Source organism: Rhodococcus sp. OAS809 (assembly GCF_040546695.1).
Classification (GTDB): domain Bacteria; phylum Actinomycetota; class Actinomycetes; order Mycobacteriales; family Mycobacteriaceae; genus Rhodococcus_F; species Rhodococcus_F qingshengii.
On the sequence record NZ_JBEPOI010000002.1, the window covers coordinates 5,861,366 to 5,887,634 of the forward strand.

Consider the following 26,269-nt stretch of genomic DNA (forward strand, 5'->3'; position numbering starts at 1 on the left):
GTCAGTGCAGGCGGTTCTGTGCGGCTTCCAACCCGAGTTCGAGCAGTAGCTCCACTGCATCCGCAGCCTCTTCGCATACGAGATCGAGTTCTTTTCGCTCCGTGGACGAGAACGGCTTGAGAACGTAGTCCGCCGGGTCCATGCGGCCCGGCGGACGACCGATCCCGACGCGCGTGCGCAGGTAGTCCTTGGTGGTCAACGAACTCGAAATGGACCGCAGGCCGTTGTGGCCGCCTTCGCCGCCGCCGAGTTTGAGTCTGATCGTCCCGAAATCGAGATCCAGTTCGTCGTGGACGACGATGATGTTCGCGGCGTCGACCGAGAAGAACCGCGCGAGACCGGCGACAGCGCCACCCGAGAGATTCATGTACGAGCGTGGTTTTCCGAGAATCACGCGCCGGCCGGCGAGGCGACCTTCGACGATTTCGGCACCACTCTTCTTGTGTACGTTGAACTTTCCGCCCATGCGCCCGGCAAGGGTGCCGGTGACCATGAAGCCGACGTTGTGCCGGGTCTTCTCGTACTGGGGGCCGGGATTACCCAGGCCGATGACGAGGGCGGTATCTGTGCTCAACGGACGCTACTTTCTGGCTTGATTTTTCCTGCTACGCACGAACGGCGCGTCACTCCGAATCGGAATGACGCGCCGCGCGCAGTGAGTTCTGTTGGAACCGAGAGGATCAGGCCTCTTCTGCAGCCTCGTCGGCGGCGGGAGCTTCTGCGCCCTCTTCGAGGTCTGCCTCGGTGGGTGCAGCAACGACGTTGACGATCAGGGTGTCGGCGTCAGCCTGCAGGGTCGAGCCCTTGGGCAGTTCGAGCTGGCTGGCCAGGATCTGGGTGCCGATCTCGAGACCCTCGACCGAAACCTCGATCTGCTCGGGGATGTGAAGCGCGTCGGCCTCGATGGAGATCGTGGATGCGTCCTGCGCGACCATCGTGCCTGCAGCAGCATCTCCGACGACGATGACGTTCACGTCGATCGTGACCTTCTCGCCCTTCTTGATGACGAGGAGGTCGGCGTGCTCGATGTAGTTGCGGATGGGGTGCACGACGACCGACTTGGTCAGTGCAACCTGCTCCGTGCCCTCGATGTCGAGGGTGAGGATGGCGTTGGTGCCGTGTGCACGGAGGATGGCGGCGAAGTCGCGAGCCGGCACATTGAGGTGGCGGGGATCTTCACCGTGGCCGTACAGAACCGTGGGGACCTGGCCGTCACGACGTGCGCGGCGAGCTGCGCCCTTGCCGAATTCGGTGCGGACGACGGCGACGAGGTTGTTTTCTTCAGACATGATGAAACGGCTCCTACAACTCACGGGGTTCGTGCTCGGTTTACTGACGTGTGGTTTTGCCTGCGGCAAGGCGGACAGGCGCGCACACGGCCAGGAGCGAAACGCTCGAGCTGAGCCGTAGCCGCGTCGATCACGGTAAACCTGCAACGTGTGGAACTGCTGCGATTCACCCTCGCCGAGACAACTTTGGATACGTTACCGGAGTTTGCTCCCGGCCGCTAATCGCAGGTGGTGGGGACCTGGCCGTGTGGACGTGGTTCGCGTCACATCGAAAGCGGTAGCCTGACGGAGTGACCACCGTGGGGAACGCTCCCGAAGGCAGTCGGCTCGGTGCCGTCGTGCCGGGTACCGACCTGTCGCAGCATGCTCGCCTACTCAGTCGGGTGCACGACGCAGTTCTCTCCGGGCAGGAACCACCGGCGCAGCCGCGGACCGTCGTGGCGCGGTCGTGGTCGAGGGTGGCCGCCGGCGGGCTCACGCCGGATCACTGCGGTGCGTCTACTGTTGCCGATTTCTCCGAGTTGGAGGCGAGGCGTTCGCGTACCGCGCTGCGAAGCGTTCTGCCCGAACTGCGAACCACGCTCACCGAGGTCGCCGAGGACGCGGGCTTCATCGTGGTCGTTGCCGACGCCGACGGTGTCCTGCTCTGGCGCGAAGGGGCGAAGACCGTCAAACGTGCGGCGGACGCTCTCGGGTTCGCGGAAGGCGCACGCTGGTCGGAGCAGTCGGTGGGGACCAACGCGATAGGTACCGCGCTGATCGAAGACTCTGCGGTGCAACTCTTCTCGGCCGAGCACTATGCGCCCACGCATCACAATTGGTCGTGTACCGGCTCGCCCGTGCACGACCCACGGACGGGCGAGATCCTGGGCGTGGTGGACATCAGTGGATCCGCAGCTTCGGTTCATCCCACCACCGTCGCGCTGGTGCGCACCGCGGTTCGCCTCGCGGAGGCGACGCTGTGGCGCGAGCACGCAGCTTCGCTCGAGCGCCTGCGCTCGCGCGCGGCGCCGTTGTTCGCGGCAGGCACAGGTCCGGCATTGGTGGTCGACGAGTTCGGCTGGGTAGCCGGCGCCAGCGGGATTGCCGCGCCCGACCGTGTGGCAGCACCCAGTGCGGGAAAGCCCGTCATCGTGCCAGGTCTGGGGATGTGTCTGCCTGAGCCGCTCGGAGACGGCTGGCTGTTGCGCACCGGCGTCGGCGGGCCGTTGATCGAGCTGGAGCTGGCCCTCGGAGCATCGCCGCAGGTGACGGTGCGTGGTGACGCCAACTGGACGCGCGCGCTTTCGCCGCGTCACGCTCAGATCTTGCGGGCACTGGCAGCCGTCGGTTCGGCAGGTGTGGATGCCGCAGGCCTGAGCGAAGTGCTCTTCGGTGATCGCGAGCATGTCGTGGCAGTGCGCGCCGAGGTGTCCAGACTGAGGAAACACCTCGGCGCAGTCCTGCAGACTCAGCCGTACCGCTTTGCCGAGGGCGTGCGAGTTGTGGTGATCTAGCGCGCCGCGCTGATTCCGGCACGACGTCCGAAGAAGCTGCCGTCGCCGAGACTTGTCCCGCTGGCGTAACCGCCCGCACAGACACCGGACGTGCAGCGACCCGCTGCGAAAAGTCCGGGGATCGGCGCACCCGAGACGTGCAGAACCTCGGAATCGACGGTGGTCTTCAATCCTCCCAGCGTGAATCCGCCTGTGCGGCCACGGAGATCGATTGCCGCGAACGGGCCGACGATCGGCTTCACCCACTCGGACTTCTTGCCGAGCACCGGATCCGAACCTTCAGCCGCGTGCCGGTTGTAGAGGTCGACGGTGGATTGCAGCGATCCGGCGGGCAATCCCATCTCGCCTTCGAGTTCCTCGACGGTCTCCGCCACCCAGCTCGGCTGCGCCCGCAACTGTGCACTGGACGATTCGGCATTCATGCCTTCCTCGTACGCAGCTTCGTCGATCACGAGGAATGCCTGGTTGTCCTGCTGGAACAGCGTTGCCTGGCCGATGCGGCCGGGGTAGGTGTCCTCGGGGATGTATCGCTGACCGCGGCCGTTGACAAGAATGCCGCGCACCATCAACTGTGGGTCGCAGAAGAACGCGACCTCGGTGGCGTCCATGTGTGCGGTGTCGGCGCCGAGTGCCTGACCGATCTGGATTGCGCGGCCGTCGTGCGCCTCGATGGAGGCCGCCGGGTGGCCGAAGATACGCGGTGCGTTCGAGCGCACCATCTCGTTGTTGTACGCGAAGCTGCCCATCGCCAGCACGACGCCCTTGCGTGCGCGAATCGCGACGTCCTTGCCGTAACGCTTGGCGACGACGCCGACAACCCGATCGCCGTCTACCACCAGAGTTTGGACGCGCAGATCGTATTCTGCTCGGACACCGAGCTTCTCGGCCGTCTCGACGAGTGGCTTCATCAGCATGTAGCCGCCGCCCTTCTCGCCGGTGTTCTTCTCGGACATCTGCGGAACGTGTCCGCGGGGCGCGGGATCGACGAGGGTGTTGAACGGCGCGGCGTTCTCGCCTCCCGAGTACATGAGGCCGTCGTCGTACGGCGGTTCCCAGCCGGGCTGACCCCAGAACGATTCCTTGAACGGGACCCCGGCGTCGACGAGCCAGTTGTAGTGATCGACGCTGCCCTCGCAGTACGCGTCGATCTTCGTATCGTCGGTTCCGGGGCCGAGCGCTGCCTTCATGAACGTCTTCATGTTCTCGACCGAGTCCTCGAACCCGCACGCCTTCTGCAACGGCGTTCCACCGCCCAGGTAGATGAATCCACCAGCCAGTGACGCGGCTCCGCCCCAACCGCCCGTCCGCTCCAGGACGAGCACCTCGGCGCCGGCACGAGCTGCTTCGATCGCAGCGGTGACGCCGGCGATGCCGTATCCCGCGACGACGACGTCGGCCTCGTAGTCCCAGGTGGTGATGTCGGCAGCGGAGATCGGTCTGACGGTGGGGTCGGCCATGCGAATAGTCCTCTCGGAAGGCGAAACTGCTGATCACCCCACAGTTGCAGTTTCGACTTCCGCAGATCAGGCATGGTCCCGGTCAACGGGAGGTTTGCAATCCCCTGACCGCGCCCAGAAATGTGTCCAGGTCGGCTTCGTCGACGAAGTAGTGCGGCGATGCGCGAACCACGGCATCGAGCCCGCGGGCATCCATGTCGAGGAGGGTGGACCCGCGACCACTGACGGTGACGGTGATGTTCTGTGCTGCAAGCTGATCCCGAACCAGGTGCTCGGAAATACCGTCGACGGTGAAGGAAACGATGCCGCTCAGATGGGTTCCTCGATCGCGGACTTCGACTCCGGAAATCGCTGCCAGACCTTCCCTCAGCGTGACTGCTCGGGATTCGATCTGCTCCCACGCCGTGTCGGTGCCGATCGAGAGCAGATAGTCGGCGGCGACGCCGAGACCCAGGCGCGCCGCGACACTCGTTTCCCAGAGCTCGAATCGTGTTGCGTCCGGTGCGGGTACGAAGCTGTTCTCGCCGGTCCATTCCGCTCCGTGCAGGTCCATCGCAGCGGGTTCGAGTGCGTCGACGAGTCCGGGGCGGACGTACAGGAATCCGGTTCCGCGTGGCCCGCGGAGCCACTTGCGGCCGGTTGCGCTGAGGGCGTCGACGCCGAGTTCGGTGACGTCGATGGGCAATTGGCCGACGGACTGGCATGCGTCGAGCAGAACGAGCGAGCCGTGGGCCCTCGCGAGTTCGACGACCTCGCGGACGGGGTTGATCAGGCCGCCGTTGGTGGGGACGTGGACGACGGAGACGACGCGAACCCGATCGTCGAGCATGTTCTCGAGTGCGTCGAGGTCGATGCGTCCGTACTGATCGCTCGGGATGATCTCGACGTGGGCACCGGTCGAACGCGCCCGCCCCAGTGCCGCGATGGCGTTGCTCGCGTATTCGACTCCGCTGATGAGGATTCGATCACCAGGTCCGAGCGGAACGGCAGCGAGGAAGTCGTTCCACGCACGGGTCGCGCTGTCCGTCAAAGCGATATCGGTTGCCTGAGCACCGATGACCCGGGCCAGCGAATGGGGAACAGCATCGAGGGCGCCGCTCTGACGAGCAGCTGCGACGTATCCGCCGACGTCGGCTTCACGTCGCAGGTGCTCGATCATCGTGGCCGGCACCGGCTCGGGCGGGAGCGAGGATCCCGCGCTGTCGAGGAACACCTTGTCAAGGCATCCGGGGGTGTCGCGGCGGATCGTGTCGAGATCGAACATGGCACCTTCCGTTCATGTCGGTGTGGTTCAAACTACCTGTGAACGAAGCTGTCCCGATGGAGCGAAGACTGGGCACCGCCGATGCCGTGGTGATCGGCCTCGGCGCGATGATCGGCGCCGGAGTCTTCGTGGTGTTCGCGCCTGCTGCCGCAGTAGCCGGTACCGGGTTGCTTGTGGGCCTGGCGATTGCAGCGTTCATCGCATTCTGCAACGCGACGTCGTCGGCGCAGCTTGCGGCCAGATACCCCACTTCAGGTGGGACCTACGTCTACGGACGTGAGCAGCTCGGACCCTGGTGGGGGTTTGCCGCCGGCTGGTCGTTCGTGATCGGGAAGACCGCGAGCTGCGCGGCAATGGCTCTGACTTTCGCGACGTATGTTGCGCCTACGGCCTGGCGTGTCCCCGTCGCGGTATTGGTGGTGGCAGCGCTGGTTGCAGTCAACTACCGCGGAGTCACGCGGACGGCGCACATGGCCAGGGTGATCGTCGCCGTGTCGACGACGGCGCTGTGTGTAGCGCTGGTGGTTGCCGTCGTCGGTCCTGGTGCGGTGCGCGAGTTCCCGGATCTCGCATTCGGGTCGTGGTACGGAATTCTGCAATCGGCGGGACTGCTGTTCTTTGCCTTCGCCGGGTACGCCAGGATCGCGACGCTGGGGGAGGAAGTGCGTGATCCGCGTCGAACGATTCCGCGGGCGATCCTGATCGCACTCACCGTCGCCGTCATCCTCTATGCGCTGGTAGCGGTGGTGCTGTTGGTGACGCTGGGACCTGATCGGCTGGCGAATTCGGCGCGACCACTGGCAGATGCGGTGGGCGCAGTCGGGTGGAGTTGGGCCGTTCCCGTAGTGGTGATCGGTGCCGCGGCGGCGTCGGCGGGGGCGCTGCTGGCTCTGATCGCCGGCGTGAGTCGTACGGCGATGGCGATGGCCCGCGAGCGCGATCTGCCAGTGGCCCTCGCTGCAGTCCATCCACGGTTCGGGGTCCCTCACCATGCGGAACTTGTGGTCGGTGCCGTTGTGATCGCCTTGGTCTCGACAACCGATCTTCGTGGGGTGATCGGCTTTTCGTCGTTCGGAGTGCTGCTCTACTACTTCGTCGCGAACGTGAGTGCGTACAGCCAACGCGGTGTGGACCGGATGTATCCGAAGTGGCTGCAAGCGGTCGGCGCGGCTGGTTGTGTCGTTCTGGTGGTCACACTTCCGTGGATCGCGGTTGTTTCCGGCGCAGGTGTGGTTCTGGCCGGTTGTGGGTACCGGTGGATACGACTGAAGAAATTCAACGACACGTAACACCACAAAGGGTGCATCTCGGACGTTGGCGTTCTATCGTCGGTAGCGACCGCGAAGACCGCCCGAAGGGGAAGTCGAATGGTGACAGCAGCGTTGACAGCAGCACAGACCACGCAGGTGGATTCACGTCCTGCGGCCGAGGCCTACGTCGGTGGTGTGTGCTTCAAACAGGGGCCACCCCGTTTGGTCGGAGCTGAGCTCGAGTGGCTGACCAGCCAGGTTCCCGGTGGGGAGCGGCCGTCAGCAGCGACTCTGGCAAAGGCACTCGGGCGATACGCGCCCACCAGTATCGACCCGGATTCACCAGCGGTTCCGCTTCCTCGTGGCAGCCTCGTCACCGTAGAACCTGGCGGACAGATCGAACTCTCGTCAGCGCCGCGGACGTCCGCCCGAGAACTGTGTGACTGTCTCGACGAAGACCGTCGTACTCTCGAAACACTCCTCGCGTCGTACTCCATCGAAATCAGTTCTGCCGCGGCCGACGTCGCCCGCCCACCTTCCCGGATTCTCCGGTTGCCACGTTATTGCGCAATGGAATCCCGCTTCGCCGGGATAGGACCGTATGGCACCTTGATGATGTGCAATACAGCAGCAGTGCAGGTCAGTGTCGATGCCGGCGGCAGCCCGGAGTCCATTGCCCAGCGTTGGCGGCTCCTCGGGGACATGGGGCCGGCGCTCATCGCTGCGTTTGCGTGTTCTCCACGCTTGCAAGGGGTTCCGAGAGGGGATTGGGCGTCCCAACGCATGCGGACGTGGCTCGAACTCGATTCCTGGCGAACGGTCGCAGTCCCGGAAGTGCAGGACTACGCCGGCTGGGCGCTCGATGTTCCGCTGATGTGTGTGCGAAACGAGGGCGACGATTGGACGGCTCCGCGGGGTGCCACTTTCGGGGACTGGATAGACGGCGCTTTGGATGCCGAGATCGGACGCCGACCCGTCTGGGCGGACTTGGACTATCACCTGTCCACGCTGTTCCCGCCGGTTCGCGCTGTCGGCCATCTGGAGGTTCGCTACATCGATGCGCAGCCGGGAGATCTGTGGCGAGTACCGGTAGCAGCGATCGACGCGTTGCTGTCCGGGCCTGCCGTGATGCGTGAGGCGAGTGATGCCGCAGCGTCGACGGCCGGGAGATGGCGGGATGCGGCAGAGTACGGTTTGGGCGACGTCGAACTGCGTTCGGCGGCAACCTCTCTGATGTCGCTTGCCGCGTCGTACGCGCCGGAGCCGCAGTTTGTCCGTCTTCTCGATGCCGCAGCCGAACGGTGTTGTCGCGCAATTGTGCCCGGTGAGAGCGACACATGACGGGGGAGATCACCAAGGAAGCGGTCGAGGCCGTACTTCTGCGAGCGCGTGAACGGTCGACGCTGCTCACCGACTGCGTCGACGATACCGAATTGGTCGCTCAGCATTCTCCGTTGATGAGTCCACTCGTGTGGGACCTGGCGCATATCGGCAATCAAGAGGAACTCTGGCTGGTGCGAGATGTCGGTGGCCGCGATCCGGTGCGTAGCGACATAGACGAGCTGTACGACGCGTTCAAGCATTCGAGATCGTCGAGACCCACACTTCCCCTGCTCAACCCGGCCGAGGCGCGCGAATACGTACGTACGGTTCGCGGGAAGGTCTGGGATGTGCTCGAAGCCAGCACCTTCGGACGCACAGAACTCGACATGGACGGTTTTGCCTTCGGGATGATCGCGCAGCACGAGCAGCAACACGCCGAAACCATGCTCGCAACACACCAATTGCGTTCGGGACCCACGGCACTCGTTGCCACACCCCCTCCGCAAGCGGCCCGCATGCCGGAACTCGACGAGGTCACGATCCCCGCCGGCCCCTTCGTCATGGGGACCGACGACGAACCGTGGGCACTCGACAACGAGCGCACTGCGCATCAGGTCTATCTCACCGACTTCGCGATCGACAGATTCCCGGTCACCAATGGGCAGTTCGTCGAATTCATCGAGGACGGCGGCTATTCCCGACCGGAACTGTGGTCTCGAGACGGTTGGCGGCATCGCGTCGACGCGAAGCTCCGTGCACCACTGTTCTGGGAACGCGACAGTTCGGGTTGGTGGCACGAGACTTTCGGCGTCGAGGCTCCGGTCCCACCGGACAAGCCCGTCGTGCATGTGAGCTTCTACGAAGCCGAGGCCTACGCGTGCTGGGCAGGCAAACGGCTTCCCACCGAGGCGGAATGGGAAAAGGCCGCGCGGTGGGATCCGGAATCCGGAAGATCGCGACGATTCCCGTGGGGGGACGTGTCCGCAGACGAGAAACTTGCCAATCTCGGTCAGCGCCATCTCGGTCCCGCCGGCGTCGGCTCGTATCCGGCGGGTGCATCGGCAGCAGGTGTCGAGCAGTTGATCGGTGACGTGTGGGAGTGGACGTCTTCGGGTTTCCATCCGTATCCGGGTTTCCGGGCCTTCCCCTACCGGGAGTACTCGGAGGTGTTCTTCGGCGGCGACTACAAAGTGTTGCGAGGGGGATCGTTCGGGACCGACAGCGTTGCCTGCCGGGGGACGTTCCGCAACTGGGACCACCCGATCAGGCGCCAGATCTTCTCGGGTTTTCGCTGCGCCAGAACGATTTCGGGTAGATCCTGACATGTGTCGGCACCTCGGGTATCTCGGGCCGCCGCGTTCGGTTCGTGAACTCCTCCACGACGGCGAGAACTCACTGATGCGACAGTCGTGGGCACCTCGCGAGATGCGTGGCGGCGGGACCATCAATGCCGACGGATTCGGCGCGGTGTGGTGGAACGGTGGAAGGCAGGGACGGTACCGCAGTATCTCGCCGATCTGGTCGGACCCGACAGTCGACGAGACGTTGTCCCACATCGTTTCCGGATCCGTTCTCGCCGCCGTACGTTCCGCGACGGAGGGGATGGCCGTCGAGATCGGTGCCTGCGCACCGTTCGTCGACGGAACCTACGCTTTCAGCCACAACGGAGCGGTATCCGGTTGGCCTGGCTCACTCGCCGACTTGGCAGCAGAAGTTCCGGCCGTCGAATTGCTGAAGATGCCCGCGCCGACGGATGCTGCCTTGTTGTGGACAGTGCTTCGGCATCGGTTGAAGTCGAAGCCCGCGGAAGCCGCCGTGACGAGCCTGGTTCACGATGTGGCTGCGGCGGCACCGGATTCACGATTGAACCTCCTGTTCGGCGACGGGCAGGAACTGTGGGCCACGGCGTGGGGCCACACGTTGTACACGCGGGTCGACGAGTCGCGGGCACTGATCGTTTCCGAACCGTCCGATCGTTCGCCGGACTGGGAGCAGGTGCCGGACCGGCACATCGTCTGCGCGCGTCCCGGCCATTTGATCGTCACCCCGATACCGATGGGAGAACAATGAAAACCCCTACGCTCGAGGTTTATCTGACACCGGCCGAATCGGTCGACGCATTGCGAGCCGAGGCCAGGGAGGGCTTGACCGCTACGCCGAAGTGGCTCTCGCCCAAATGGTTCTACGACGCGCGTGGAAGTGAACTGTTCGAGGAGATCACGGCCTTACCCGAGTATTACCCCACCCGTACCGAACGCGGCCTGCTCGCTCGGTACGCCGACGAGATCGCGGCGTTGACCGAACCCGAGATCCTGATCGAACTGGGTTCAGGTTCCTCTGAGAAGACGCGGTTACTCCTCGACGCGATGACGGCTCGCGGAACTCTGCGAACGTATGTACCACAGGATGTTTCGGTGACGGCCCTCGAAGGTGCGGCGCAGCAAGTCGGTGCCGAGTTTCCCGGAATCGACGTGGTAGGGGTGGTCAGTGACTTCACCGGTTCGCTGCATCATCTACCCGGGGGTGGACGGCGCGCGGTCGCTTTTCTCGGTGGAACTCTCGGCAATCTCGTTCCGGCAGAACGCGCCGAGTTCCTCTCGGGCATTGCAGCGGTGCTCGATCCCGGTGAGAACCTGATCCTGGGCGTGGGATTGGTGATCGATCCCGCAGTCCTCGTGCCCGCCTACGACGACGCTGCCGGTGTGACTGCTCAGTTCAATCTCAATGTTCTCTCGGTCCTGAACAAGCAACTGGGAGCGAACTTTCCCTTGGAGGACTTCCGTCACGTCGCGCTCTGGGATGCCGAGAACGAGTGGATCGAGATGCGCCTGGAAGCACTTCGTGAAGTCTCGGTGCACATCGACGACCTGGATCTGGAGATCACCTTCGCAGCGGGCGAGCAGCTGCGCACCGAGATCTCGGCGAAGTTCACCGAGGAGGGGATTGCCGCGGAACTCGCGTCCGCGGGCTTCGGGGTACGGAAGGTGTGGACGGATCAGGATCAGCGCTTCGCGTTGTTGTGCGCGCAGCGGGCGTGAAGTGGGCGCTTGTCAGGGGATGCTGTCTCCTCCTAGAAGTGTCTCAAAAGTTCTGTAGGCGGCAATATTTGAGAAGTGTCGAGAGTAGAGATCTGCGGTGCCAGTATGGACAGCGTCCGACACCGGCGCAAGATCCACGAGATGCGCGAGTTTTACATAGGACTGGTCATCGCTCGCGCCGAGCGGATACTCCTGCTCGCCGGCCTTGCGCTCGAATTTTGACTGCGCCTCAGCGGGGTCGCCAGCCCAGATGAGATAACAGTCCTCTCGGTAGAAGCACCCGACCCCGTCATTCTTCCCCAACTCGAATATCGCTATGCCGAAGTACGGTTGATCTCGTGTCGGATGCTGAGTCATGCGATTGAACGTAGTGACATCGGAGCGCAAAAGGTATCGGTGAATACCCCGGGATTTCGCAAAAACTTGTCGGTGGGCGCCCGTAGAATCGCTCATATGTTCGAATCGAAGACTTCCGCGGACGCGCTGTTTCGGCAGCATGCGGAAATCGCGCGCGCCCACTTCCTCGAGATCGACGCGGTCACTGCGCTGTACTTGGACCGTTGTGAGGAGGATGCCGCGGTTGGAGTCAATGAGGCTTTTCGGGGTCAATTCGCGCACGTGGAGATCGCGTCGATACTGAGCATTACGGAGTACGCCGCGCAGAAAATGATTGCACTGGGATGTGACCTGCGCTGGCGACTTCCGCGGGTGGCGGCCGCTTTTGCTTGCGGTGACATCGATCTGGCCAAAGCGATGGCACTGTCCGAAGCTCTCGCCAACGTCTCCGAGCACGCGCTCGATGACATCGAGCGACTCCTCGTGGACGGTGCCTGCCGTGTAACCGGTAACAAGTTGAAGGCGCGCGCACGAGGTCTCATTGCTCGGCACGACCCTGATGGGGTGCGTGCCAGGCGAGTTCGTGCGGAGGCGGATCAGGACGTTCGGACGTGCGCGTCGCACGACGGTATGTCGACTCTGGACGGAATGCTTCCAGCGGTCGGCGCTCAGACTTTGGCCACGAGGCTCCGTGCGATGTCGATGCAGGTCTGTGGTTCCGATCCGAGAACTTTCGGGCAACGGCGTGCCGATGCACTGATCGCATTGGCGGAAGGAAAGACGTCGTTGGATTGTCAGTGCGACGGCGATTGCACCCGTAGGGATGATACGAAGACCTCCGCGCTCCCGATTGCGACAATTCTTGTGGGTGTCAACGCTTCCACCCTGCTCGGATTCGACGACCTGCCAGGCTATTTGCAGGGGTACGGCCACATCGATGCCGACCTTGCGCGCGCGATCGCCGCGGACGCCACGTGGCAGAGAGTCCTCACCCTTGCACCGTCCGAGGTGCAACATTGTTCGACTGCGGGGGCAGCCGGACCGGTGCTCGGCGTGGGTCGGTCGATGCGCTCACCGGAGATATTGCCCGCTGCGGCAAGGGATAATCGCTCGCGAAGGAACAGTGGTTCGCGGCGCGGTGAATCCACGTACCAGCCGTCCGCGGCGTTGGTGACGATTGTAAGGACGCGAGACGGTACGTGCCGCTTTCCGAATTGTGTTGTGCGTTCTGATAGTTGCGATATCGATCACACGGTGCCGTTCGATCACGGCAACCCCGCTCAGGGAGGGCCTACTGCAGAACGGAACTTGGCCTGTCTGTGTCGAAAACATCACCGACTGAAGACGTTTGGCAGGTGGACAGTGAAGCAAATCGGAGGTGGTCTTCTGGAGTGGAAAGATCCGTCAGGACGACGAACGGTTACCGCGCCCGTAGGCCCATTCTGTGACCCCGAACTGAGAGTGCCCGACGCGGCGAGACTGCATTTGACGGACGGCGATGCGCTGGAACGACGTTTCGGACTTCGGGACAGGGGAGTGGAAGCGGATCTCGAATACCTCCTGGACTGGAGTGTGCCCGGCTGGCGGAAGGCACGATCTGCATCAAGACGTAACGCATCCCCACTGGCGAACGCTTTGCCGGAGTTTGCCGACTTCTGAAGGGGTTTCGTTTCTCCTGTGGCCTGCGGGTATAGCGAGAGGGCCCGAAAAATGGTGTTTGTCTGTTTATAGTGAGGCGCAGAACGGTTTCCGACCCGAGGAGAACGCGTGCGTCATCCGAAGCTCGCCGCATTGACCGTGGCCCTGACTGCAGTACTGGTGATGCCGGTAACGCAGAGCGTGGCTCAACCATTCCCCTTCGACCCCGGCAGTTTCGGCAACGGAAGCACCGGATCGTTGGGGAGCGACGACCCGGACATACCCATCGAGGACACCCTCCCGCAGTTGTCGGTCACCACACTGGTCGACGGACTCGACCACCCTTGGGACGTGGTGGCGGCCCCGGACGGTGCAATCCTGACCGGACAACGATCCGGCGGATTCTTCGTTCGCCGAGGCGACAACACGACAGGTCCAGTCGCTGCTGACCTTTCGGATCTCTACGCGCAGTCCGAAACCGGTCTCATGGGTATCGCGCTTGCCCGCGACTTCGCTCAGTCGCGCACCCTCTACACCTGCCAGGGATTCAGCGCTGGGGGAGTCACGGACGTTCGAGTGATCTCGTGGACCGTCGACGCCGGATGGACCGCACTCACGCGAACCGGAACTGTACTGCCAGGAATCCCGGTCTCGTCCGGGCGTCACGGGGGTTGCCGAATTCTTGCGGCGCAGGACGGAACGCTGTTCGTCGGGACGGGTGACACCGCGACGCCGAGCGTCCCCCAGGATCCGAATTCGCTGGGCGGCAAGGTCTTGCACATCAACGCCGACGGAACTCCGGCGGCGGGGAATCCGAATGCTTCCAGCCCGGTCTACACGCTCGGGCACCGCAACGTCCAAGGCTTGGCCGTGCAACCCGGAACCGGCCGGGTGTACTCGGTTGAACAGGGCACAAGCGTCGACGACGAAGTCAACCTGCTTACCCCCGGCGGAAATTACGGCTACCGCCCGGATCGGCTTCCCGGAACGTACGACGAATCCGTGCCGATGACCGATCCCGTGCGAGTGCCGGGAGCGATTGCGGCGGTGTGGCGTTCGGGTAGCTCGACGTTGGCTACCGCCAGCGCTGCCTTCACCGGTGGAGCTGCATGGGGTGCCTGGGACGGTGCGCTCGTAATGGGTGGCCTCAAGAGCAAGGAACTGATCTTCCTCCGCCTGAGTGCCGACGGACGCTCGGTCGACGCGCAGACCTTCGGGTTGGAGAACCAGTTCGGTCGCTTGCGGTCGGTGACCCCGACGCCCGACGGCTCGCTCCTGGTGACCACCGACAACGGCGCCGGCGACAAGGTGCTGCGGGTGACGCCTACGCCCTGATCTTCAGTACCAGGCGATGACCCGGCACGGACCACCCGAACCACCCGCATGCGTCGGCGCTCCCACCATCACCGTGGCGCCGACGGCCGGAAGTGCGGACAGATTTGCGAGGGCTTCGACTGCGTACTTTCCTGAGCCCAAAGCGCTTCGGTGAGCCCCGTGGGTGGTGCTTCGGCCCGCGTCGATGCTGAGGGTGTCCGAGCCCACGGCGACGATGTTGCGCTCGCGGACGAGAAAGTCGATCGCCTCGGGGTTGAATCCCGGTGTGTGTTGCACGCCGAGTGCATCTCGATTCGTGAAGGCGCCACCGGCACCGGCCCGGGTATCCCAACCCGAGTTCATCGCAACCAGGCTGCGGGGAGCGATGGTCCCGTGGAGGGACTCCCAATCGAGGATGTCCTGGCGGGTGAGCAGTGTGTCGGGGTCGACGGAGGCTCGGGCACTGATGTCGACGACCGCAATCGGCACGACGAGGTCGGCGACGGGAATCTTCTCGACGGTGATTCCGTCCGCACTGGCGTGTGCGGGAGCGTCGATGTGAGTACCAGTGTGTTCTTCGAGGCGGAGTTCGTTGAGGTAGAAGTTTCCACCTGACCCGGCGGAGCCGAGCGAGCCCAGAGATCCGGCGGCGTCGGCGATCTTCGCCAGGTTCCTCATCTCGAACGAGCGCGCGCCCGGCCACACCGGGAACTCCGGCGTCAGTACGTGGGTCAGATCGACGATGGTCTGACCTGTTGGTGCTGCCGACGCAGTGGGCTGTACAGCGCCGGCCATGACGGTCGCGCCGAGGGCACCGGTGCCCAGCGCCGCGAACATCGATCGACGGCTGATCTTCCTGCCTTCGCGTCCTATCGATTCGTAGACCTCCGACAAGACCTTCGGTGAGCACATCAGAAACTCCAGATCACTGGGATCAACACCGTTGCAACTATCAGGAACCACAACAACATCGGGAGTCCGAGCTTCCAGTAGTCGCCGAACTTGTAACCACCAGGGCCCATCACCATCATGTTCGCGGGAGTGGCTACGGGCGTCAGGAAGGAGGCCGCGGCAGCGACGGTGACCGTCATCAGAAGGGGCAGCACCGAGATGTCGAGTTCGATGGCGACCGAGATCGCGATCGGCGTGATGATCAACGCGGTTGCAGTGTTGCTGATCAGCTGGCCCAGAGTCGCCGTCACGACGAAGAGTCCAGCGACGACGACATACGGGCTTGCCCCACCGACGACGTCGACAAACGCATGCGCGAGCTTTTCGGCCGCGCCGGTCTGCTGGATTGCGGTCGACAGCGGGATCATTCCGCCGACGAGAATCAACGTGGTCCACGAGATGGACCGATGCGCCTGCTCGACGCTGATGACTCGTAGCAGCACCATCGCACATGCCGCGAGGAGTCCGGCTATCGCGGACGGCACCAATCCGAACGTCAGCATCACTACCATCGCCGCAACGACGACGAGAGCGATGACCGCGCGGGTTCCCAACGGGGCTGCCTGCTTACGGATCTGGGCAGGTGCGTCGACCACGAGGACGTTCGGATCGACGGCGGTGTGGGTGTCGAGATCGTCCCAGCTTCCTTGCAGGAGAAGCGTGTCACCGGCCGCCAACTTGACGCCCTTGGGGCCGCAGTCCTCACCGGCGCGCTGGACTGCGAGTATCACCAGATCTCCACTGTCGGTCACCATGCCCGGAAAAGCCCTGTCGCCGATCATTTCCGAGCGCGGCGGGATGATCACTTCGACCACGCCGTCGTGCTTGGTGATCAAGGGCTCTGCGGACGGCGCATCCTTTCCCATGAGCTGATACTGCTTCGCGAGGGTCTTGGCATGCCGGCTCAGGTCAGGCGACATCGACGTCCCCGCACGATGGGGGAGGACGTGAGGACCGAGAAGTACGGCGATCGCAATCGTTCCCAATACGAGCGGCGCACCGACCAAGGTGAAACTGAAGAACCCGAAAGCACCGGCCCCGGATTCCTCGGCGGCTTCGGAAACGATGATGTTGACCGGTGTTCCGGTCAAGGTGAGCATCGATCCGGCATGGGCGGCAAATGCCAACGGCAGAAGCAGTTGTGACGTCGATTTACCGAGACGTACCGCCAAGACGACCACCATCGGTACCAACGCGGCTACGGCCCCGTTGACGCTGATCAATGCGGTCAACGCGGCAACCAGCAACATGATCGCACTCACGAGACGGACTCGGGATTCGCCGACTTTCGCCAGCAGTTTCTCGCCCGCCCATGTGGTGACACCGGTGGCGTCGAGGGCTTCGCTGACGACAAAAAGCGCGGCGATGAACACCACCGTGGGATCGCCGAATCCGGCGAGCGCCTGCTCCATCGTGATCACACCGGTGGCGTACAGCGCCAGGGCAGTGCCGATCGCGATGATGCCGACCGGGATTCGGCCGATCACGAACAGCGCCACGACCAGTGCAAGCACGACGAAAGTGATGGTGATGTCATTCACGATTCGTAAAGGTACCTGCTCATACAGAACGGCCCCGTCTCGCAAGTGAGACGGGGCCGTGGGACGGACGCGAGGGGAATTAGTTGGAGGCGGCGATGCGGGCCTTCTCGAGAGCGGCCAGCGTGCGAAGAACCGTGGCCTTCTGCTTGTTCAGATCGCTCAGTCGTGCGCGAGCCGGCAACCCTTGTGCGAGTTCGGCGACCTTGATCTGCTCGTCGATCGAACCGAGCTGATCGAGAAGCCCTAGGACGCGCGTCTGGAGCGTGTCGATGTCCACGGTGTCGGTCTTGACCGGAGCGGCAACACGCGTCGCTGTGCCCGTGCTGGCGGGGCGGGAAGCGCGTGCGGGTGACGTGTCGGCGACAACCGTTGCGGCGCGGGGCCGAATTGCCTTGCGAACAGCGGCCGCATCAGGAAGGACGTCCATACGGATCTCGTTCAGGACTCGGCGTGCCTCGCGTGCGTTGACGCGGTACTCGCGCTCTTCGTCGTCGTCGGACTGCAGCGTGCCGCCGAGCGGGCGCAGACCGTACATGCCGAGGAAGCGCTTGGCGTCGTCGATGATGCCTTCGTTTTCACGGCATTTTCCGCAGCGGGGTTCGTTGCGGAACATGTCCACGGAGTTGTCGTCTCCGCACCAGACACAAGATCCTGGGCGCCACCGCCGGATCGTCGGAACTGATGAATTCAGGGAATGAGATTCGGGCCGGGATTCCAGGGTTTGCGCGTCGATCACGACGAGCCACACTAGGCGAAGATTGCGGCGCGGTGAACACCGCCCCAACATCGACCTGGGTTTCTCGACGGGAGCGTGATCAAGATCATGTCAATCGCCGCATTCGGCGGTATTCGTGTGTCCCACAGGTGGTTTCATGATGACCGGGTGGTCTGTTTCTGAGACCTTCACGAAGACGACGACGGGCGCGTACCGGTGACCGTGAAGTCACAGGTACGCGCCCGTAGTGCGGCGCGAGACTAGGCGCTGCCGTTGAACAGCGAAGTCACAGAACCGTTCTCGAAAACTTCCTTGATGGTGCGAGCGAGCAGCGGTGCGATGGACAGCACCGTCAGCGTCGGGAACTTCTTCGACTCGTCGATCGGAAGTGTGTTGGTGACAACAACTTCCTTCGCGCCACACGTCGACAGACGCTCGGCCGCAGGGTCGGAGAGGACGCCGTGGGTTGCAGCGATGACGACGTCACCTGCACCGGCCTCCTTGAGCACCTTGACCGCGCCGGCGATGGTTCCGCCGGTGTCGATCATGTCGTCGATCAGGATGCAGGTGCGACCTTCGACCTCACCGACGACGCGGTTGGACTTGACCTGGTTGGGTACCAACGGGTCGCGCGTCTTGTGAATGAATGCCAGCGGTGCTCCGCCGAGCGAGTCGGCCCACTTCTCGGCGACACGAACGCGCCCCGAGTCGGGGGACACCACCGTGATGTTCTCGAGGTTGTAGCCCGCGCGAATGTGGTTGGCCAACTGGCTGTGTGCGTGCATGTGATCGACGGGGCCGTCGAAAAAGCCCTGGATCTGATCGGTATGCAGGTCGACCGTGATGATGCGATCGGCGCCGGCGGTCTTGAGCAGGTCGGCAATCAGGCGAGCGGAGATCGGCTCGCGTCCGCGATGCTTCTTGTCCTGGCGGGCGTACGGGTAGAACGGAAGAACGGCGGTGATGCGCTTTGCCGATCCACGCTTGAGAGCGTCGATCATGATGAGCTGCTCCATCACCCACGTGTTCAGCGGTGCCGGATGACTCTGCAGGACGAACGCATCGGAGCCGCGAACCGACTCTTCGAATCGAACGAAGATCTCACCGTTCGCGAAGTCGCGCGCGGTCTGCGGGGTGACGCGGATGTCGAGTTCCTTCGCCACCTGCTCCGCCAACTCGGGATGTGCGCGACCCGAGAACAACATCAGGTTCTTCTGGTTGTCGATCCAATTCGCAGTCACTGGTTCATGCCGTCCTTTTGTACTTGCCGGTCGATCTGGTGGTGATCTGTGCTGTCTGTTGTGCAGGGCTGTCAGGTTGTTGCAGGGCCGTCAGGTTGTGCAGCTGCTGCAGCGGCATCGGCCGCGGGTGTGCCGGGACGATTCTTCTGGACCCAGCCCTCGATGTTGCGCTGCACCCCACCCGAGACGGCGAGCGCCCCAGGCGGTACGTCGTTCTTCAAGACCGTGCCCGCACCCGTGTATGCGCCGTCTCCCACGACGAGAGGGGCGACGAACATGGTGTCGGAGCCTGTTCGGACATGCGACCCCACCACAGTACGGCTCTTGTTCACCCCGTCGTAATTGACGAAGACGCTCGAAGCTCCGATATTGCTGTGATGGCCGATGATGGCGTCGCCGACGTAGGTAAGATGCGGAATCTTCGAATGCTCGCCGATATCCGCGTTCTTGGTTTCCACGTAGGCGCCGATCTTGCCGTGTGCCCCGAGGCGGGTACCAGGCCGGAGATAGGCGAAGGGGCCGACAGTCGCGTCCGCGCCGACAACGGAGTCGGTCCCGTGCGAGCGGACGACGACTGCGCGCTCGCCGACTCTCACGTTGTCCAAGGTGGTATCCGGGCCGATCACGGCGTCTTCGCCCACCGAGGTCGTGCCGGTCAACTGAACTCCGGGCAGGAGCGTCACGTCCTGTGCGACGTGCACGTCGCAATCTATCCATGTGCTCGCAGGATCGACGACGGTGACGCCGGCACGCATCCACTTCTCGAGGATCCGACGGTTCATCTCGCGGGCGAGAGTCGAGAGCTGCACGCGATCGTTGGCGCCCGCGACGAGAACCGAATCCGCGATGTGCTGAGCACGAACACGCTTGCCCGCGCGACGGGCGATCATGATCACATCGGTGAGATAGAACTCGTGTTGTGCGTTGTTGGAGTCGAGGGACGCCAGCGCGTCGCGCAGAGTTTCGAAGTCGAAGGCGTAGACCCCTGAATTGACCTCGGTGATCGAGCGCTGCGAATCGGTGGCTTCCTTCTCCTCGACTATGGCGTTCACCTCGCCGTCCGTCGTACGAAGGATTCGCCCGTAGCCGGTGGGGTCGACGGCCGTCGACGTCAACACCGTCACCGCGGCCGCGGGAGCAGCCGTGTGCTGGGCGAGGAGGTCTGCGATGGTCTTGCCGTCGAGCAGAGGCACGTCGGCGGCTGTGACGAGTACGGTCCCGGAGAAGTCGGCCGGCAACCCCTCGAGCCCACAACTGACAGCGTGCCCGGTGCCCTTCTGCTCGTCCTGAACAGCGACGGTGACGGAACGGTCCAGTTCCCCGGCGACTGCGTTCACGGCTTCGGTGACACGCTCACGATCGTGACCGACGACGGTCACCAGGTGCGTGGGATTCAGTGAGGTTGCCGCGTGAAGCGAATGTGCCAGCATGCTGCGTCCGGCGAGAGTGTGGAGGACCTTGGGAGTCTTCGACTTCATTCGTGTACCGGCACCCGCTGCGAGAACGATCACGGCGGTCTGCACTGGTTTGAGCTCCCTCTGTCGATCAAACTGTCGATCAAACTGTCGATCAAGACATACATTCCGCTCGGGAAAGCATGTTGTTCACCAGCTCCGCCGCCAGGACTCGAACCTGAACTATCTGAACCAAAATCAGAGGTGCTGCCATTACACCACGGCGGATTGCCACGCATTGCCGAGCCTTGCGGCCGAACGCGCGAAAGAATAATCGCATGCCGACCCGCCGTAGGTCGAACCGCTCCTCCGATCGGGCCCCCGAAGTCCCGATAGGCTGAGCGTCCACAGCAGTGATTTGTGTGTCGGCGAGAGGAAGACAATGGCGACGGTGTCCGGTTCGGGTGGCGGGGATCCAGTTCCCGAACGAGTGACACGGATCCGGATGACCGGTACCCAACGTCGGCAACAGCTGATCGAGATCGGGCGGGCATTGTTCGCCGAACGGGGATACGAAGCGACCTCGATCGAGGAGATCGCCCAGCGCGCGAACGTGTCCAAGCCTGTCGTGTACGAGCACTTCGGCGGCAAGGAGGGGCTGTACGCCGTCGTAGTGGACCGGGAGATGTCGCGACTCCTCGAGATGATCACGTCTTCGCTCTCACAAAATCGCTCGAGAGTTCGAGTCGAGCGGGTTGCGTTGGCTTTGCTCACCTACGTGGAAGAGCACACCGACGGATTTCGGATACTCGTGCGCGATTCGTCCGTTGTCGCGCCCAGTGGGACATATTCGAGCCTCCTCAACGACGCGATCAGTCAGGTGGGCTACCTGTTGGCGGGGGACTTCTCCAGACGCGGTTTCGACCCCGGACTAGCAACGATGTACGCACAGGCGCTTGTCGGCATGGTGTCCACTACGGCTACTTGGTGGCTCGACGAACGGACTCCGTCGAAGGAAGTTGTCGCCGCTCACCTCGTGAATTTGTGTTGGAATGGGCTGACGAATCTGGAAGCCGATCCACAATTGGAGGGTTAACCAGGCGCGCCTGCCGCGCAGAGATGGATCGCGGTCTAAGCTGTGTTCGCTGTATCACGATCGTTTGATGGGCAAATGTCTCATTTGTTTGCAGGGTGGGTTGAATGCCGAACCGTGCCATCCATTTTGACGCTGTGAACGGGTAAGACCAAGAATTCGTTCGATGTGTGGTGATTGGAGGCCGGATCGATGGTGAGGCAAGAGCGGGCAGAAGCCACCCGTGATTCGGTGCTGCGCGGAGCAGCGGGTGTGTTCTTGCGCCTGGGCTATGCCAATGCCAGCTTGAGCGAGATCATCGCCGAGTCGCAGGTGACCAAAGGCGCCCTGTACTTCCATTTCGGGTCCAAGGAAGAACTCGCGCGGGCAGTGATCGACGAGGGTTCGGCACGTTTCGACGCAAAATGTGAGCTCTGGTTGGACCGTCGAACTCCCGCGCTCGAGTCACTGATCGGTATTTCGTCGGTCATCGTCGACATCGGTGCGCATGACGCCATGGTTAGAGCTACGTTCCGCTTGTTGGTCGAGATCGGGGACTATCGGGGCTCCGGGCCGGCGACTCTGGACGTGTGGCTCGACATTTACCGTGAACTTGCCAGCCGTGCCGCCGACGAAGGTGATCTGCGTTCGGACGCGGATTCTGCTGACATTGCTCGTTTCCTGTTGGAAGTTGCGTCGGGAGTTCGGCTGATGGCAGCCGCGACCGGGACCGTTCGTGAGCTTTCGGACTCCATGAAGGCATCGTGGAATCTGATACTTCCGATCGTGGTCCCGGAATCGAAAGTGGAGTACTTCAGGCAATTCGCGGCCCGTCGCCTTGCCAGTGATCACTGAAATCACTGGCTCTCCGCACTGCTCCTTTGGTCAATTTGCTGCAAATGTCCTGGTAGGGACATTGTTCTCTTTGTTCTGCATTCGAAACAAACTAAGAGTATGTTTATAGTGTTGATGGGAATCTGGAAGTCCGATCTTGCCGTCAATCTTCGGATTACGGTATGTTCTATCGGTAGCTGAAGAATTGCTGAGAATGAAGGTTTGTCAGGGCAGGGTGACGGCGTCGGCGCACCGGGCAGCATAGGGGGCTGCCCGGCGTGTACGACCCCAGATGGGGAGTCAACAGATGGGTGACACTGCGCCGACGCCGATGCTCGACATCGGCCCGCGGATCGGCTGTGACGTAGTGAACGTCGTGGATGTCACTCGAAGTATCGAACTCTTCGGGCGGAGGTATCTCGATCGGACCTTCACCCCGCACGAATTGCAGACGTGCGCCGGGCCGGCGCGGGATCAACGATTGGCTGCACGTTTCGCCGCCAAAGAGGCTGTGGTGAAGGTACTGCGGCCTGGTGACGTTCCCGTTCCGTGGAGTTCCATCGAAATCACTCGGGCCGAGTGGGGTGGCTGTGGGGTGACACTGTCCGGTAATGCCGCGGAACTCGCGCGGGCCCAGGATCTGCACGATTTTCAAGTATCTATCTCGCACGAAGCGGACGTGGCCATCGCAATGGTGATCGCAACACGCTCGGGCGCTCGCATCGAAAAGAAGGACGACATCGCTGATGATTGATCAGGCAATTCGGAAAGTGCTCGTCGAGCACGGTCGGCTGGCAGTCGACGTGAGCACGATCGACGGAGAGGCCGATCTTTACGAGTTGGGTTTGACGTCGCACGCGAGCGTGAATGTCATGTTGGCGCTGGAGGATTCGTTCGACATCGAGTTCCCTGACGAGTTGTTGCGGAAGAGTACTTTCGCAAGCGTCAAGGCGATCGAGGGTGCGTTGACGGAGTTGGGTGCTGCATGAACGCTCCGCAATCGCAGTGCTCCACCGGAACGGCCCTCGAGCGGGCCGCACGGTTGGCCGACGAAGTTGCAGCGGTGTGGGCCGACGAAGTCGATGCAGAAGCAAGGTTTCCGCGTGAAGCTGTCGACGCCATGCGAAGCGAACGGCTGCTGTCCGTAGCTGTGCCGAGGGAACTAGGCGGCGAAGGGCTCTCGCTGCAGGAAGTGTCGCAGATCGCCCGTGTGATCGGAACACGCTGTGCAGCAAGCGGAATGATTTTCGCGATGCATCAGACGCAGATATACTCGTTGGTCAAGCACGGCAACACCGAAGCACTACGCGAGTTTGTCGAAGAAACGGTCGACAAGCAATTGCTGTTGGCATCGGCAACCACTGAGCTGGGAATCGGTGGTGACGTCAGCCGGAGTTACTGCGCGGTGGAAGACTTGGGCGGTCACCTGCTGTTGATCAAGAACGCGCCTGTCATTTCGTACGGTGAACACTCCGACGCGATAGTCGTGACGGCTCGGCGAACACCGGAGAGTCAGCCGAACGATCAGGTTCTCGTGGTGTGTCGTACCCCAGACCTGACGCTCGAACGCACCACCGAGTGGAACACGCTGGGGCTGAGGGGTACTTGCAGTCTCGGTTACATCCTTCGGGCCACCTCGACGCCGGAGATGGTCGCCGGCGTACCGTATTCCGATATCTCCACCCACACCATGCTTCCGGTCTCGCACGTCGTCTGGAGTTCGGTGTGGTTGGGAATTGCCGACGCTGCAGTCGAGAAGGCGCGCAAGTACGTGCGTGCCGCCGCCCGCAAGCAGCCCGGGGTCACTTCCCCCGGAGCGCTGCGGCTCGCCGAAGTTGCCGCTTCGGCACAACAATTCGCCGATCTCGTCGGCGCCTCTGCGCGCAGGTACGACCGCGCAGTCCACGCGGAGGAAGGCGTTGCCGATTTCGAGGCGACGGGAGCGGTGGGATTTTCGCTCGCGATGAACAACCTGAAAGTCACAGCGTCGACAGCGGTGGTGGAAATCGTGGGGCAGACAATGTTGATCTGTGGAATCTCGGGATATCGCGAGGACACCGAATTTTCGCTCGGTCGGCACCTTCGTGACGCGCACGGCGCAGCGGTGATGGTGAACAACGATCGAATCATGGCAGGTTCAGCGCACATGGCCATCGGATACCGGGGAACGCTATGACGAACGAGACTGTGACGACCGAGACTGTGACAGGCGAGACCGATCTGGATCGGGCCCGGGCTGCATTTCAACGTGAACTGCTCGTCGAAGGACTTCTCGTCGAGACGGAGGTGCCGGGACTCTACGGGCGTTCCGGAGTGTTCGAGGACATCGTCGACGGTATCGACCGAGTGGTGATTGCAGCGGGGCCAGGCGACGCCGCGACTCGGCTGCGGTTCCCGCCGGTGTTCCCGCGGAGCAGTTTCGAGCGCACCGACTACATCGCTTCGTTTCCCAACCTCACCGGCGCCATCAACACCTTCGCCGGTTCCAATCGCGATCACGCGCGACTGCTGGCCGATCGCGCCGACGGACAATCGTGGGACCGCCACCTCGAGCCGACCGAGACCATGCTCGTGTCCGCAGCGTGCCATCCTGCCTATGCGCGGTACACCGGAGTTCTGCCCGAAGGCGGAGTGCTGCTGGACATCTACGGTTTTTGCTTCCGGCACGAACCGGCCATCGATCCGGCTCGCATGCAAGCGTTTCGGATGCACGAGTTCGTGACGATCGGTGACGCCGCGGCAGCGCGAGCGCATCGCGAGCACTGGATCGAGCGGGGGCTCGAGGTGCTCGGCCGGCTCGAACTCGACGCTACCCCGGTGATCGCCAATGATCCTTTCTTCGGGCGCGCCGGAAAGATGCTTGCAGCCAACCAGCGTGAAGAGAATCTCAAGACGGAACTGACGGTTCGGCTCTACGGAGATCTCGACGAGGGCACGGCGATCGTGTCCTCGAACAACCATCTCGACCATTTCGGTGTCAACTTCGACATCCGAACGGCGGAGGGGGAGGTGGCACACAGCTCGTGCGTCGGCTTCGGGATGGAGCGAATCGCGTTGTCCTTGTTGCGGACTCATGGTCTTGACGTGGCTGCATGGCCAACCTCCGTTCGTGAACGAATGGGCATCTGATGTCACGGCTCATCGACATTTCACCTGATCGCTACAGGCCCCATTCGTTGCATCAGGACGACCGCGTGTGGGCGCAGACCAACTGCTACACGGATCTGTGGATCGAAGTGTTGCATTCGCTGGGATTGGACCCCGTCCCGGCATTGGCATGTGCCTTCTCATCGCGGTTCGACGGGACTCAGTGGACGTTCCTCAAGCTCAAGGCCGAGGACATCTACGCGCTGTACGGAATCGAAGTCGCCGAGATGAACGTCTGGCGGGCACCGCTGATCCATGTCGAGGACAACCTCGCGGTTGGGATGCTGTCGACGGTTGAAGTGGACGGATACTGGCTTCCCGATACTCTTGGAACGAGCTATCACGAGGGGCACACCAAGACCACGATCGTGCCCAATCGGATCGATCGCGTTGCCGGCGAGCTCGAGTACTTTCACAACAGCGGGTACTACTTGCTGCGAGGCGACGATTTCTCCGGCGTCTTCGATCTCGATCGTTCCTCACTTCCTTCGTTCGTGCCCTACGTCGAACAGATCAGGTTGAATCCGGTTCACGCGACCAACGCCGGAAACATCGCCGAAGTGGCTCGGCGGAATGTAGCGGTTCGAGCGGTGGGTAATCCCGTGCGAGAGCTGGGACGCAAGGTGATCGACGACCTCGAATGGGTGCAGGGGGCGGGTATGGATGCCTTTCACCTCTGGTCCTTCGGGCTACTTCGTCAGTGCGGGGCCAGCGCGGAGCTGGCTGCCGACGCCAGCGAGTTCTTGGACACTGCAGGTTTCTCCGGGACAGGCGAAGCTGCGCCAGATTTCCGCAAAGTGGCATCCGGTGCCAAGAGCGTGCAGTTTCAGATGGCGCGTGCCTCCAGGGGCCGCGCGGTGGACCCGCGTGAGCAACTCGACGAGATGGCCGTGTCGTGGAAGAGGGCGATGGAAATCGTTGCCGACACAGTCGGCGTCGACTCGCATCGACACTTGAGGTTGGTCTAAC

25 protein-coding genes and 1 tRNA gene are annotated in these 26,269 nt (G+C 62.8%); 15 read left to right on the forward strand and 11 right to left on the reverse strand.

The genetic code is table 11. The features are described from left to right. Position 1 precedes the first annotated feature (1 nt). Both pth and ABIE52_RS30595 read right to left on the reverse strand, forming a co-directional pair. Positions 2-574 (reverse strand): aminoacyl-tRNA hydrolase, encoded by a 573-nt coding sequence (gene pth / locus ABIE52_RS30590; RefSeq protein ID WP_065351230.1) that lies wholly within the window; start codon positions 572-574, stop codon positions 2-4. Positions 575-680: 106 nt separating this feature from the next. Next, positions 681-1,289, reverse strand: a complete 609-nt coding sequence (locus ABIE52_RS30595) for a 50S ribosomal protein L25/general stress protein Ctc (RefSeq protein ID WP_003946242.1) — start codon at positions 1,287-1,289, stop codon at positions 681-683. 290 nt (positions 1,290-1,579) lie between these two features. On the opposite strand from ABIE52_RS30595, the gene ABIE52_RS30600 reads away from it, so the two are divergent. After that, entirely contained in the window at positions 1,580-2,785 is a 1,206-nt protein-coding gene (locus tag ABIE52_RS30600) for a GAF domain-containing protein (protein WP_042448934.1), read from the forward strand. Here ABIE52_RS30600 and ABIE52_RS30605 read toward each other — a convergent pair. Both ABIE52_RS30605 and ABIE52_RS30610 read right to left on the reverse strand, forming a co-directional pair. After that, entirely contained in the window at positions 2,782-4,242 is a 1,461-nt protein-coding gene (locus tag ABIE52_RS30605; RefSeq protein ID WP_063316788.1) for an FAD-dependent oxidoreductase, read from the reverse strand. The two genes, ABIE52_RS30600 and ABIE52_RS30605, sit on opposite strands and share 4 nt — an antisense overlap. 82 nt (positions 4,243-4,324) lie before the next feature. After that, positions 4,325-5,506 carry an aminotransferase class V-fold PLP-dependent enzyme gene (locus ABIE52_RS30610; protein WP_065351229.1) on the reverse strand — a complete coding sequence of 394 codons (1,182 nt, stop codon included), beginning with the start codon at positions 5,504-5,506 and terminating at the stop codon, positions 4,325-4,327. Between the two features lie 14 nt (positions 5,507-5,520). On the opposite strand from ABIE52_RS30610, the gene ABIE52_RS30615 reads away from it, so the two are divergent. The 5 genes from ABIE52_RS30615 (at position 5,521) to egtD (ending at position 11,117) form a co-directional block, all read left to right on the forward strand. Continuing rightward, entirely contained in the window at positions 5,521-6,795 is a 1,275-nt protein-coding gene (locus ABIE52_RS30615; RefSeq protein WP_042448927.1) for an APC family permease, read from the forward strand. A 78-nt stretch (positions 6,796-6,873) separates the two neighbouring features. Next, positions 6,874-8,097, forward strand: a complete 1,224-nt coding sequence (gene egtA / locus ABIE52_RS30620) for an ergothioneine biosynthesis glutamate--cysteine ligase EgtA (protein WP_065351228.1) — start codon at positions 6,874-6,876, stop codon at positions 8,095-8,097. Then, complete coding sequence (gene egtB / locus ABIE52_RS30625; protein WP_065351227.1) at positions 8,094-9,401, forward strand: ergothioneine biosynthesis protein EgtB; 1,308 nt, start codon at positions 8,094-8,096, stop codon at positions 9,399-9,401. The genes egtA and egtB overlap by 4 nt, the downstream gene beginning before the upstream one ends. A gap of 1 nt (position 9,402) precedes the next feature. Beyond that, positions 9,403-10,149 carry an ergothioneine biosynthesis protein EgtC gene (egtC, locus tag ABIE52_RS30630; RefSeq protein ID WP_065351226.1) on the forward strand — a complete coding sequence of 249 codons (747 nt, stop codon included), beginning with the start codon at positions 9,403-9,405 and terminating at the stop codon, positions 10,147-10,149. Beyond that, positions 10,146-11,117, forward strand: a complete 972-nt coding sequence (egtD, locus tag ABIE52_RS30635; RefSeq protein WP_030536289.1) for an L-histidine N(alpha)-methyltransferase — start codon at positions 10,146-10,148, stop codon at positions 11,115-11,117. Before egtC ends, egtD begins: the two co-directional genes overlap by 4 nt. A 12-nt stretch (positions 11,118-11,129) precedes the next feature. Here the strand turns inward: egtD and ABIE52_RS30640 are convergent, their stop codons facing one another. After that, positions 11,130-11,474: a DUF4288 domain-containing protein gene (locus tag ABIE52_RS30640; RefSeq protein ID WP_065352745.1), complete on the reverse strand. Its 345-nt coding sequence runs from the start codon at positions 11,472-11,474 to the stop codon at positions 11,130-11,132. A gap of 96 nt (positions 11,475-11,570) precedes the next feature. On the opposite strand from ABIE52_RS30640, the gene ABIE52_RS30645 reads away from it, so the two are divergent. Both ABIE52_RS30645 and ABIE52_RS30650 read left to right on the forward strand, forming a co-directional pair. Beyond that, a complete protein-coding gene (locus ABIE52_RS30645; RefSeq protein ID WP_065351225.1) occupies positions 11,571-13,112 on the forward strand; it encodes an HNH endonuclease signature motif containing protein in 1,542 nt (513 codons plus the stop codon). Positions 13,113-13,220: 108 nt separating this feature from the next. Beyond that, positions 13,221-14,426 (forward strand): PQQ-dependent sugar dehydrogenase, encoded by a 1,206-nt coding sequence (locus tag ABIE52_RS30650; RefSeq protein WP_058037014.1) that lies wholly within the window; start codon positions 13,221-13,223, stop codon positions 14,424-14,426. Positions 14,427-14,429: 3 nt separating this feature from the next. Here the strand turns inward: ABIE52_RS30650 and ABIE52_RS30655 are convergent, their stop codons facing one another. The 6 genes from ABIE52_RS30655 to ABIE52_RS30680 all read right to left on the reverse strand — a co-directional run bounded on the left by ABIE52_RS30655 (position 14,430) and on the right by ABIE52_RS30680 (position 20,535). Then, positions 14,430-15,317, reverse strand: a complete 888-nt coding sequence (locus tag ABIE52_RS30655; RefSeq protein WP_030536286.1) for a cyclase family protein — start codon at positions 15,315-15,317, stop codon at positions 14,430-14,432. After that, positions 15,317-16,897 carry an SLC13 family permease gene (locus ABIE52_RS30660; protein ID WP_007728891.1) on the reverse strand — a complete coding sequence of 527 codons (1,581 nt, stop codon included), beginning with the start codon at positions 16,895-16,897 and terminating at the stop codon, positions 15,317-15,319. The genes ABIE52_RS30655 and ABIE52_RS30660 overlap by 1 nt, the downstream gene beginning before the upstream one ends. A gap of 79 nt (positions 16,898-16,976) precedes the next feature. Further along, a complete protein-coding gene (locus tag ABIE52_RS30665) occupies positions 16,977-17,633 on the reverse strand; it encodes a hypothetical protein (RefSeq protein WP_030536285.1) in 657 nt (218 codons plus the stop codon). A 239-nt stretch (positions 17,634-17,872) separates the two neighbouring features. After that, positions 17,873-18,853 (reverse strand): ribose-phosphate diphosphokinase, encoded by a 981-nt coding sequence (locus ABIE52_RS30670; RefSeq protein ID WP_003946284.1) that lies wholly within the window; start codon positions 18,851-18,853, stop codon positions 17,873-17,875. Positions 18,854-18,924: 71 nt separating this feature from the next. Then, positions 18,925-20,376 carry a bifunctional UDP-N-acetylglucosamine diphosphorylase/glucosamine-1-phosphate N-acetyltransferase GlmU gene (gene glmU, locus ABIE52_RS30675; protein WP_192712309.1) on the reverse strand — a complete coding sequence of 484 codons (1,452 nt, stop codon included), beginning with the start codon at positions 20,374-20,376 and terminating at the stop codon, positions 18,925-18,927. 88 nt (positions 20,377-20,464) lie between these two features. Then, positions 20,465-20,535: transfer RNA gene (locus tag ABIE52_RS30680), tRNA-Gln, on the reverse strand. Positions 20,536-20,689: 154 nt separating this feature from the next. Here ABIE52_RS30680 and ABIE52_RS30685 point away from each other — a divergent pair. The 7 genes from ABIE52_RS30685 (at position 20,690) to ABIE52_RS30715 (ending at position 26,268) form a co-directional block, all read left to right on the forward strand. Beyond that, the gene (locus ABIE52_RS30685) at positions 20,690-21,343 is read left to right on the forward strand and encodes a TetR/AcrR family transcriptional regulator (RefSeq protein WP_003946303.1); all 654 of its coding nucleotides are present in this window, start codon (positions 20,690-20,692) and stop codon (positions 21,341-21,343) included. Positions 21,344-21,532: 189 nt separating this feature from the next. Next, on the forward strand, positions 21,533-22,174 hold the full coding sequence (locus ABIE52_RS30690) for a ScbR family autoregulator-binding transcription factor (protein WP_003946317.1): 642 nt from the start codon (positions 21,533-21,535) through the stop codon (positions 22,172-22,174). A 286-nt stretch (positions 22,175-22,460) separates the two neighbouring features. Beyond that, positions 22,461-22,907: a holo-ACP synthase gene (locus tag ABIE52_RS30695; protein ID WP_003946314.1), complete on the forward strand. Its 447-nt coding sequence runs from the start codon at positions 22,461-22,463 to the stop codon at positions 22,905-22,907. Beyond that, positions 22,900-23,142, forward strand: coding sequence for an acyl carrier protein (locus ABIE52_RS30700; RefSeq protein ID WP_003946296.1), 243 nt, complete (start codon positions 22,900-22,902; stop codon positions 23,140-23,142). The genes ABIE52_RS30695 and ABIE52_RS30700 overlap by 8 nt, the downstream gene beginning before the upstream one ends. Beyond that, positions 23,139-24,329, forward strand: a complete 1,191-nt coding sequence (locus ABIE52_RS30705) for an acyl-CoA dehydrogenase family protein (protein ID WP_003946288.1) — start codon at positions 23,139-23,141, stop codon at positions 24,327-24,329. The genes ABIE52_RS30700 and ABIE52_RS30705 overlap by 4 nt, the downstream gene beginning before the upstream one ends. Beyond that, positions 24,326-25,282, forward strand: a complete 957-nt coding sequence (locus ABIE52_RS30710) for an amino acid--[acyl-carrier-protein] ligase (protein WP_054781160.1) — start codon at positions 24,326-24,328, stop codon at positions 25,280-25,282. Before ABIE52_RS30705 ends, ABIE52_RS30710 begins: the two co-directional genes overlap by 4 nt. Continuing rightward, on the forward strand, positions 25,282-26,268 hold the full coding sequence (locus ABIE52_RS30715) for a DUF1839 family protein (RefSeq protein WP_003946304.1): 987 nt from the start codon (positions 25,282-25,284) through the stop codon (positions 26,266-26,268). The genes ABIE52_RS30710 and ABIE52_RS30715 overlap by 1 nt, the downstream gene beginning before the upstream one ends. Position 26,269: the final 1 nt, after the last annotated feature.